This window comes from Mesorhizobium sp. WSM4849 (assembly GCF_055811385.1).
In genome coordinates this window covers 1-9,072 of record NZ_JBVVPW010000071.1, presented here as the reverse complement: position 1 = coordinate 9,072, position 9,072 = coordinate 1, and the positions used below count along the sequence as shown (strand labels likewise).

Annotated in this window: 10 protein-coding genes; 2 read left to right on the top strand and 8 right to left on the bottom strand. The window is 60.9% G+C overall.

Going from position 1 to position 9,072, the window contains the following annotated elements; translation table 11 throughout:
* Positions 1 to 138: 138 nt before the first annotated feature.
* The 4 genes from AC0L3L_RS35830 to AC0L3L_RS35815 form a co-directional block, all read right to left on the bottom strand.
* Positions 139 to 591 carry a PaaI family thioesterase gene (locus tag AC0L3L_RS35830; protein WP_473642049.1) on the bottom strand — a complete coding sequence of 151 codons (453 nt, stop codon included), beginning with the start codon at positions 589 to 591 and terminating at the stop codon, positions 139 to 141.
* A 68-nt stretch (positions 592 to 659) separates the two neighbouring features.
* Positions 660 to 1,637: a 3,5-dioxohexanoate:acetyl-CoA acetone transferase gene (gene kce / locus AC0L3L_RS35825; RefSeq protein WP_473642047.1), complete on the bottom strand. Its 978-nt coding sequence runs from the start codon at positions 1,635 to 1,637 to the stop codon at positions 660 to 662.
* Positions 1,638 to 1,782: 145 nt separating this feature from the next.
* Positions 1,783 to 2,718 (bottom strand): ISAs1 family transposase, encoded by a 936-nt coding sequence (locus tag AC0L3L_RS35820; protein ID WP_473642045.1) that lies wholly within the window; start codon positions 2,716 to 2,718, stop codon positions 1,783 to 1,785.
* A gap of 66 nt (positions 2,719 to 2,784) precedes the next feature.
* Positions 2,785 to 3,036 carry a transposase family protein gene (locus AC0L3L_RS35815; RefSeq protein WP_473642043.1) on the bottom strand — a complete coding sequence of 84 codons (252 nt, stop codon included), beginning with the start codon at positions 3,034 to 3,036 and terminating at the stop codon, positions 2,785 to 2,787.
* Between the two features lie 205 nt (positions 3,037 to 3,241).
* On the opposite strand from AC0L3L_RS35815, the gene AC0L3L_RS35810 reads away from it, so the two are divergent.
* Positions 3,242 to 4,216, top strand: a complete 975-nt coding sequence (locus AC0L3L_RS35810) for a helix-turn-helix transcriptional regulator (protein WP_473642041.1) — start codon at positions 3,242 to 3,244, stop codon at positions 4,214 to 4,216.
* Positions 4,217 to 4,342: 126 nt separating this feature from the next.
* On the opposite strand, the gene AC0L3L_RS35805 is transcribed toward AC0L3L_RS35810, so the two are convergent.
* Complete coding sequence (locus AC0L3L_RS35805) at positions 4,343 to 4,465, bottom strand: hypothetical protein (protein WP_473642051.1); 123 nt, start codon at positions 4,463 to 4,465, stop codon at positions 4,343 to 4,345.
* Positions 4,466 to 4,899: 434 nt separating this feature from the next.
* On the bottom strand, positions 4,900 to 5,109 hold the full coding sequence (locus tag AC0L3L_RS35800) for an aldehyde dehydrogenase family protein (protein ID WP_473642039.1): 210 nt from the start codon (positions 5,107 to 5,109) through the stop codon (positions 4,900 to 4,902).
* Between the two features lie 1,478 nt (positions 5,110 to 6,587).
* Between AC0L3L_RS35800 and AC0L3L_RS35795 the strand changes: the two genes are divergently transcribed.
* Positions 6,588 to 7,187, top strand: a complete 600-nt coding sequence (locus tag AC0L3L_RS35795; RefSeq protein ID WP_473642037.1) for a recombinase family protein — start codon at positions 6,588 to 6,590, stop codon at positions 7,185 to 7,187.
* 270 nt (positions 7,188 to 7,457) lie between these two features.
* Here the strand turns inward: AC0L3L_RS35795 and istB are convergent, their stop codons facing one another.
* Both istB and AC0L3L_RS35785 read right to left on the bottom strand, forming a co-directional pair.
* On the bottom strand, positions 7,458 to 8,195 hold the full coding sequence (istB, locus tag AC0L3L_RS35790) for an IS21-like element helper ATPase IstB (RefSeq protein ID WP_473642035.1): 738 nt from the start codon (positions 8,193 to 8,195) through the stop codon (positions 7,458 to 7,460).
* An 11-nt stretch (positions 8,196 to 8,206) separates the two neighbouring features.
* Positions 8,207 to 9,072: Mu transposase domain-containing protein (locus AC0L3L_RS35785; protein ID WP_473642034.1), on the bottom strand; the 866-nt coding region annotated here is incomplete at its 5' end.

Here is a 9,072-nt window from a genome sequence, read left to right as displayed (position 1 = left end):
TCCCCGGCATAGATGACATTGACGCCAAGACGCTGCTGAAGCGTCTTGACCACGATCCGCAACTGTTCGCGGAGTTTTTGTCGAGCGCGCCAAGGACTGGTCCATCAGAAGCACTTTGCACTGCTCCCGATTGGCGTGTTAAGCCTTGGCATCGAGGTGGATCTGCGTCTGCCACACATGTGCACAGATCCTCCCGCCTTCGTCCCGCACCACGGTGTGCCACACAGATGTCTGATGGCCCACGTGGAGCGGTCGGCATTCGGCGGTGATTCTCGCCCCCGCGCAGGCACGCACGAAATTCGTCTTGGACTCAAGTGTCGCCGTTCTTTGCGTGGGTCCGAGATTTTGTAGCGCCCCCATCGCGCCGAGGCTGTCCGCTAGGGACATGACTATGCCGCCGTGCACTGCGCCGCCAGAATTTGCGTGTCGGTGGTCGATGTCGATATGCGCCGCAATCCGTTCTTGGGACACCTCGTCGAGCTCAATCCCAAGGACCTTCTGAAACCCTTGCGTCGGCATGCGCCTGATGTCCTCGTCCCTCCACGGCCCTGGAGCAGTCCGGATAGGATTGAGTTTCGCTTTTTCGGTCATGGGGTTCCGTCACACGGGCGCTCGGTGCCCTGAATGCCTAGCAAGGCCAGCTGCGGCACCTGCCAGAGTTACAAGCTGTGGCCAATCTTACCCTCTGTACCTGAAGCTTCTGAGCCATCGGTGTTCGCTTGCCTTTTCAGCCCGAGCATCTCCCGGGCTTCGTCCGGTGTGGCGATGTCCAAGGAGAGAAGCGTCAGGATGTCCCGTATCCGCGCAACCTGCTCTGCATTGGACCGGGCGAGCCTCCCTTTATCGAGATACAGGTTGTCTTCCATCCCTACCCGCACGTTCGAGCCCATGGTCGCGCCCATTGTGCATAGGCGGAACTGGTGTTTTCCGGGCGCAAGAACTGACCAGTGATAATCTGAGCCGAAAAGCCGGTCGGCGACGTTGCGCATGTGAGTCAAATTGTCGGCCTCGAGACCGATTCCGCCACTGAACCCGAAGATCGTTTGGATGATCAAGGGCGGGGTCAGCAGGCCGATGTCCACGAAGTAGGCTACATTGTACAAATGCCCTACGTCGTAGCATTCGCATTCGAAGCGTGTGCCGCCTGCGCCGACTTCTTGGATTGTCCGTGTGATGATCTCTTCGGTATTGGGATAGACCCGAGACGGCGCGGCCATAAACAGCTCCGGCTCCCACGCGTGCTGCCAGTGCTCGAATTTGCCAAGAATCCTCTGTCTCCCGTACGGCGAAAGAGATCCCATATTCAGGGAGGCGAGCTCCGGCTTGAATCGCAGTGTGGCCGCAATCCTGTCTTCGAGGGTTGCCGTCGGGCCGCCACTGGTCGTAATGTTGACGATCACGTCAGATTCTCGGCGGACGCGATCAATGGCCGGCGCGTATACCTCTGGATCGGGTGTGGGACGCCCATCCTGCGGATTACGCGCGTGGAAATGGACGATGGCGGCCCCCGCCTCCGCCGCCCCGATCGCCTGCTCCGCAATCTGCTCCGGAGTAATCGGCAGATATCGCGACATTGTAGGCGTGTGCGCGGCGCCAGTCACGGCGCACGTTATGATGACTTTTCGTCCAGCGGCCATGAATTGCTCCGTGGTTTTGCTGACGACGTAACCTGAACGCGGATCACCGCGCCAGCAGCGAGAGTTATTTCGAGGAGGCAAAAAATTATGGTCCGGTGCAAACGGCCTGGGTATCTCTCCTACGAAACCGAACTGGAATGGTGGGTCACGAAACCCGCCTCCGCCGCAGAACGTGAGCAATCTTGCCACCGCAGCGAGAGGCGCCGGTAAGTCCCAACGCAGAGCCACATGACGGCCTGCTGTGCCATCCCCTCAAACGCTTCGCTAATTCGATGTCGACGATCGGAACGGCGCGTTTGCGGCGCAGCTTGATGCTTCGCTTGTCGTGGATTGAGCGCAGGAGGTTGAAGGCGAAGTGGCGGACCACGGCCATGTTTGCGGGTCCGTGCCCGGTTCTGCTTCGGCATTTGTCTTCGTTGAAGGTGACGTCGAGCACCCAGTGCAGCGAATTCTCGATGGCCCAGTGGCTTCGGATTGCGTTGGCGGCCTCGCTTGCGGTCAGTGCGCGCGAGGCGACGTAGAAACGTCGGTGGCGGCTTGTCACCCCCTTTTCATGGGTTCGGGCCTCGACCATGACGATCGCCGCGATGCCGGGCAAGCGATGCTGCCGGGAAAGCGCCGTTCGCCAGCCAGCCAGCCAGTCAACCTGGGTGGAGACTGCGACGCGGCGCTCCTCGATGCGGCCATCGCCCTTGTCCGCGTCCTCGACGCGGTGGACGCCGCTGGTCACGGGATCGTCGAAGAAGCGCTCGATCTCGCCCATGAGGCCCGGCTGATTGGCCTTCACGGCGAGCAGATAGTCCGCGCCGGCATCCACGATCGCCGCGGCGATCTTCGGATTGCAGGCAATGGCGTCAATGGTGACCAGCGCACCGTCCAAGCCCTTCGATGCCGCAAGTCGTTCAAGCAGCAGCGGGATCGTCTCCTGCTCGCAACTTCCCTCGGCGACCGCCTCTTGGCCAAGGACGAGGCGCTCGCGCGTGGCGAAGGCCGAGACCAGGTGCAGCGCGGCCCGTCCTTTGCGACGATCGTGACTGCCGCGCGAAGTCTTGCCGGTCGATGGCCACGAGACCGGGGGCATCGGGACGCATGGCAGCCGCCCAGGACTGGAAGCAGTCGGCAAACAGCGCCGGATCGATCCGGTTCATCAGCATACGCAGCCAACGCGAACCGGGAACGCCGTGATGATAAGGTAGGAAGCGGCGCAAAAAGCGAGATTATCCTCGCCCCAATCGGCGATATCCTCGAAATCGTCGCCGGCCGCGATCGTCCCACAAACCACAAGCAGCAGCACCTCCGGCAACGGATGCGCTACCCGCCTCACCTCCCGATTGTCCTCGATCAGCGCGAAATGGTCCAGCAACAGCCGCAGACGCGGCTTCCCAGTTCTCTCAAGCATGGCGACATTCTCCGAATCAACGCCGCCAACAGAATCAGAACCGCCACAATCCCGAAACCGCCGTTAACCCGACTTCAATACCGTGGCAACTGTTAGAGCCTTGTTGACGGTCGCAATAATTAGACGTATTGGGTTTAGGTTGTGTTTCTTGTAGACGTCCCGCACCAGCCTTTCGCCTAGCTGGTTCGACGTCGTGAGGACTGCGTTGACTGGCACCGATGAATTTGTCCGCCGCCTAAATCAGGGGAGCCGATTTCGCATCCAGCAGGATGACCGGAGCGAAACCGTTGGCGCCTACCGTCTTCTGCCTCCCCCGGAGAACGCCTTAGGCTTGGTCGATGGGTATTTTGATTGTCAAAACCCCTGCCTCACTATTCGGAAGCTGCATGCAAAGGACGAGTTCTTCGATGAAGAACTGGGCCTTGGGCGCATAGTGTTTCTGCTCCACCTGTCTGGATCGCGGAGGATCGAGCTTGGCAGCGCGCACCAGCATGAGTTAAGCAGGCCGACGCTCGCTGTATTTTATCAGCCGCAGGGACGTGTCAAGCGAAGTGTCTGGAACCGCGGGGCGAACGAGCTGTCACTGACCGTCGGAATTTGGCCAGAGAGGTTGACATCACTGTTCGGCTTCTATCCGATTTGCTTTCCGAACTTTATGGGCAACGCCGAAAAGGGTGAGGCGTTTTGGTATTCTCGCCCGCTCCCATATGCGCTCATATCGGCGGCCGAGCAATTGCTTCATCCTGGCATTCATCCATTGCTCTCCAGAAATTACATTTCGACCAAATCACAAGAACTCCTCTGCCTCAGCCTCAGCACGCTCTTGTCGGACGGCGAGTTTCTTTCCCGTCCCGAGCTAGCTGCGACTCGCGTCGAATACGTTAAGACCGTGGTAGATGCCAACCTGAAGAGCCCGGCCTCCCTGTCGGAACTTGCAACATCGCTCGGCGTTTCCACTGAGGACCTGTCGGAAGACATCCGCCAGGAAATGGGCGTTAGCTACCTCCAGTACATTACCAAGCGCAGGATGGAGCGGGCGATGATGCTTCTAGAGGGGTGCAGCATCCCCCTCAAGCAGGTCGCCTACGAAGTCGGCTACGCTCATAGCTCTAACTTCTGCACCGCCTTCAAGCGCCGTTTTGGTTCAACGCCGAAAGACGCTCGCGGCGGTAAGTGCTAAAGCCTCCAAAGGGTCACGAGGTGGCCGGCTTTATGCACTCGAATCGAGCATTTTCTCCCGCCTTTCGAACTGTAGCGCGATCTTAACCCAGGTGCATCGACACCGACTTGGTCTGGGCGACGGAGGTCAGCGTCTCCAGGCACTTGTCGCGACCCATGGCCGGACTGTTCGTACCACCCAGATCATGATCATGTCGCTGTGGTCGAAACAATTGACCCAGACAATGCCGACCTCGATATTATGTGCCACCTTGTCAGCAGTCGAGACGTCCGACGTCCAGATCGAGGCCGCCAATCAGTACTCGAATCTTTGGCCATAGCGATCGCGTCTTCCAGCTTCTTATGAGTGAGGACGCGGTCGATCGGCCGAAGATCGCCCTCATCGTGGTCGACGCATCGAGCGGAGCGCCGGACTTGAGACTTTCTTTGCCTTGTCCTGGAACTTTGAGACAAACTCGTCATGGATCTCAGGCGAGATCCGGCATTGCACACCTCACCTTGGGTGAACAGATGCCGTTCACCGGGTGCTCCACGGTGGTATCGAGATCCGGCACGTCGGCGGTGATGATCTTTACCGCTGCATTCGGTAGTGAAGCGCTTCATGTTGGATTGGCCAGCATAGATCATCACCATCATCAGCTTGCCGACCTCGGTCGAGCCCGGAAGGCGATTTCTTGTCGACGTCTATGTGTAGCGCGAGGGCTTGCCTGCCTCCTCGCCGAGGCCATGCACGAGGTTGAACACTCCCGCCAGACACCGCTCCATTGACAGTTTGGCCAGAAGCTTGGCGGAGAGCGGCGATTGCTCTGCAGTCTTCAGCACCACCGAGTTGCCGGCGGCGAGCGCCGGCGCGGTCTTCCAGGCTGCCAGCACGAGCGGATAGTTCGATGCCACGATGCAGCCGCTGACACATCAAACCGCCGCCAGCGCTTGACGCCTTGCCGCTGCGGCTCGCAAGCGGCATCCCCGGATGGTGGGCCGGCTGAAAGAGCCGACCCGATCTCGTAGGGATCGAACGCACGGATGATTGAGAACTCGGCATCCTCGATGCTCGTCGCTCGGCAGGACGCCGTTATCCAGATTCTGCGTTCTGTCGTATCGCTCTGACGTTTGCAGCACAGGATTGACGTTGACGACATCCTTCCCCCATGGCAAAGGCTGAAGGATGGTGAAGACGGCGCAGACCGTCACGCTTTTCAAAGGGGACTTTTCTGCAGAGGGGATCGTCATCATAGATCCGGCGACGGGCTGGCGGACGGTGAGGGCATCGACGGCGGCGTGCGGGTCGCCGGCCCAGCGCGCAAGGACCGGGAAGGTGAGGTTCCCCTAATAGCAGTCGCCCTTCCTGATGTGCTCGTGGAGCAGTCGAAGCGCCGCTTGTAAGCGGCGAACGACCAGGTGGGGCGCGACCCGAAAACCGGCTGACTCGCCTGGCCTGACGATGGGGCCGTCGAGCCTCGAACGAGAGGAGCGCCAAAGACACCCAGACAGACGAGCGGCGCGAGGAGATAGCCGGATTCAAAGGAAAAGTACCCGGCAAGCCATTTGACCGCTTCTCGCGTCCGCTCGGCTGCTTCCAGTGTGGCGGGAAATTCGTCCGGCGTCCGCGCGACCAGAATTTCTGCCGGCCGCGAAAATAGAAGCTCGCGCGCGGCAAGATCATCGCGGAACAGGACGTGCGTGGAGGAGGATGCGTCATGGGTCGTCGGCTTGGCTTTCCCGGGCGCCGCCTCTCTCTCCAATCAACGCGCCGCCCCCGCGCTCGGCCTTGCGGTTGCCTTCGAACGTCATATCGGGGCGAGGTGTGCCGCATTGCCTGGTTCAGCCCACGCACCGCGGGCGCGAAGCGATGGCAGAGCGTGATCCCTCTCAAGCCGCTGCGCGCGTGACGGCTCCTGGCCGGACCGGCATTTCGACATTGTCGGTCAGCCGCCTCTCGCTAAGCCAGGAAGCCACACGAGCAAGCGGCCGGGCCTGTCAAGCCAACCCATCTGGCGCGCAGAGCGGTGTTTACGTCCGACAGTCGACGCCACACCAGATGGTAAGCAATTAAAAGAGCCTGCGGCTGCAGTACGCGCTTCGCGTGCGCGCCCGCGAACTCGGCTGGCATGACGCCGATATCGACGTCATCGATGCCGATCTCGGCTTGAGCGGAGCCTCCGCTGCAAAACGGAATGGCTTCAAGGAACTCGTCGGTCGGGTCGGCCTCAGCGCGGTTGGGTTGATTCTATCCATCGACGTGACCCGGCTCGCGCGCAATTGTTCCGATTGGTATCCCGCTCCTGGATATCTGCGGCCTGCGTGGCTGCCTCATTGCCGATCGAGATGGCGTCTACGATCCCGGCAGCGCCAATGGTCGCCTGCTTCTCGGCTTGAAGGGAACGAGCTCGGAGCTTGAGCTGCATACGATCCGCAGCCGTCTGACGGCCGGTCTGCTTGCCAAGGCCGAGCGCGGCGAGCTTGCACTCACGCTGCCCGTCGGCTTGGTGCGCGATCCAAGCGGGGTGGTTGTTAAAGATCCAGATCTCGCCGTTCAGGAGCGGCTTGAGCTTGTATTCGAGACATTCCTGAAGTTCCGCACCGTCGCCAAGGTCATGCGTGTGCTGAACGATCGTGGCCTGGCTCTGCCGCGCCGCGACTGGCACGGCGAACTGCACTGGGCGCGAGCGACGGTCTCGGCGGTAGCGGCAATCCTGAAGAATCCCGCTTATGCCGGTGCCTTCATCTATGGACGAACCCGCCTTCGTGCCGCCACGGGTGAAGGCGGTTCGCCGGGAAAGGTGCCGCAGCCAATCGATGAATGGCGCATCGTCGGGAAGGGCCGGTATCCGCCCTACATCGACGGGCCAACCTATGAGAAGATCCGCGACATCGTACGAGACAAACGGGCCGAATACATGCGCATCAAAACGAGAGGTGCTCCTCGCATGCGCATTTCGCTGATTGTGAGCAGCCATTTCACGCGATGGTGAGCGCTCATTTCATTTTATCGTGAGCAGGTATTTCACGCGATCATGAGCGGCCGCTTCGACCGACTTGTTCATTGATTCACGTGTTTGTGGCTGCGTCAAGAGCGTGAGCGCGAGCGCTGTGTTTTCGCATGCTTTCTCCGGTGAGTTGAAGGCGGTGAGCGTTGTGAATGCCGATTCCGACGAAGCCGCCCCTTTGTTCCGATGTGATTGTGCCCGCTTGGGCTAGGGCTCTGCTGGCGTTGATTGTTGTCATTTCGTATGCGTCAGGTGTCAAGCTTTTTGCGGCTGCTTTCGCCGCAGGCTTTCGCCCGTCAGATCGATGCGATGAGCGTTGTGAACGAGGCGATCCAGGATGGCGTCGGCATAAGTCGGAGTTCCGATGACGTCATGCCATGCTGACACGGGCAGTTGGCTGGTGATGATGGTGGAGCGGCGGCCGTAGCGATCCTCGAGGATTTCGAGGAGATCGTGCCGGGCCTGATCGTCGAGTGGTTCAAGGCCCCAATCATCAAGGATCAACAATTGGACGCGGGCGAGCGTGCGTTGCAGGCGTGCGTAGCGACCATCGCCTCTGGCGAGCGCCAGGTTGGCGAACAGGCGTGGGGCACGCTGATAGAGAACGGACCGGTCGTCCCGGCAGGCCTTATGCCCGAGCGCGCAGGCCAACCAACTCTTGCCGACCCCTGATGGGCCGCAGATGGCCAGATTGTCGTGGGCATCGATCCAGTCGCCCGCGATGAGCTTGAGGAACAAGGCTCGATCGAGGCCGCGATCGCCACGATAGTCCACATCCTCAGGGGCGGCCTGATGGCGCAGCTTGGCAAAGCGCAGGCGGGCGCCGAGCTTGCGATCGTAGCGCCAGCTCCATTCCCGGTCGAGCAACAGCGCCAGCCATTCGCCATGCGATAGCTGTTCGGTCTCGGCATTGGCGGCCAGTTCATTGAACGCCTTGGCCATTCCGGTCAGGCCCATGGCGTTGAGCCGGTCGAGGGTGGGATGCGCAAGCATGTCATTCTCCTTCAGTGATAATAGCGGGAACCGCGGATATTGGGGTGATGGATGGGCTCGCGAGCCGTCGCCTGGCGCGACGATGCCCGGTCGAGGTGATTGTCGAGGATTGAGCGGACTGAGCCATAAGTCCGGGCGTTGATCTCCAGCGCCCGGCTGCAGGCGGCGTTGACGCGCTCGCGGCCGAAGCCCTTGACGAGCCGGATGACGCCAAGACAGGCGCGGAAGCCTTGTTCGGGATGCGGCCGATCCGCTAGTATCTTCTGGCACAGCAAGGCCGCATCGGGGCCGATCGCGGAAGCTTCCCGGGTGATCCTCTCGATCGTCCAGTCGGCAAAGCGGCGGTGCGATGAAGGCATGTGATCCGACACCGTCGTGTGCCGTCCATTGCCGCTGGAGCGCAGATGGGCGGCGATCCTCTCGCCCTTGCGGAACAGCTCTATGGTGGTTGCCGTGATGCGCGCCTCGACCTGCTCCCGCGCAAAGCGGTATGGCACCGAGTAATAGTGCCGGTCGATCTCGACATGGTAGTCGAGGCCGGCGCGCCGAATGCGCCATTCAGCAAAGACGTAACGCTCAGCCGGCAGCGGCTTGAGTGCGGGCCGGTCGATCTCGTCGAACAGTTGTCGCCGCTTGCAGCCGACACGGCGTAGCACGCGGCGATCGTTCAGATCGGCAAGCAACTCGCCGATCGCCGCGTTGACCTCGGCCAGGCTGTAAAAGACACGATGGCGCAGCCGCGCCAGAATCCAGCGCTCGACAATCAGCACCTTTCTTGGCCGTGCCGGAAGAACGCCGACGCCATAATGCTCGGCCATGCCGGCATAGGTGCGGTTTACCTGCGGGTCGTAGCGGCAGGCCTTGATGATGGCGACCT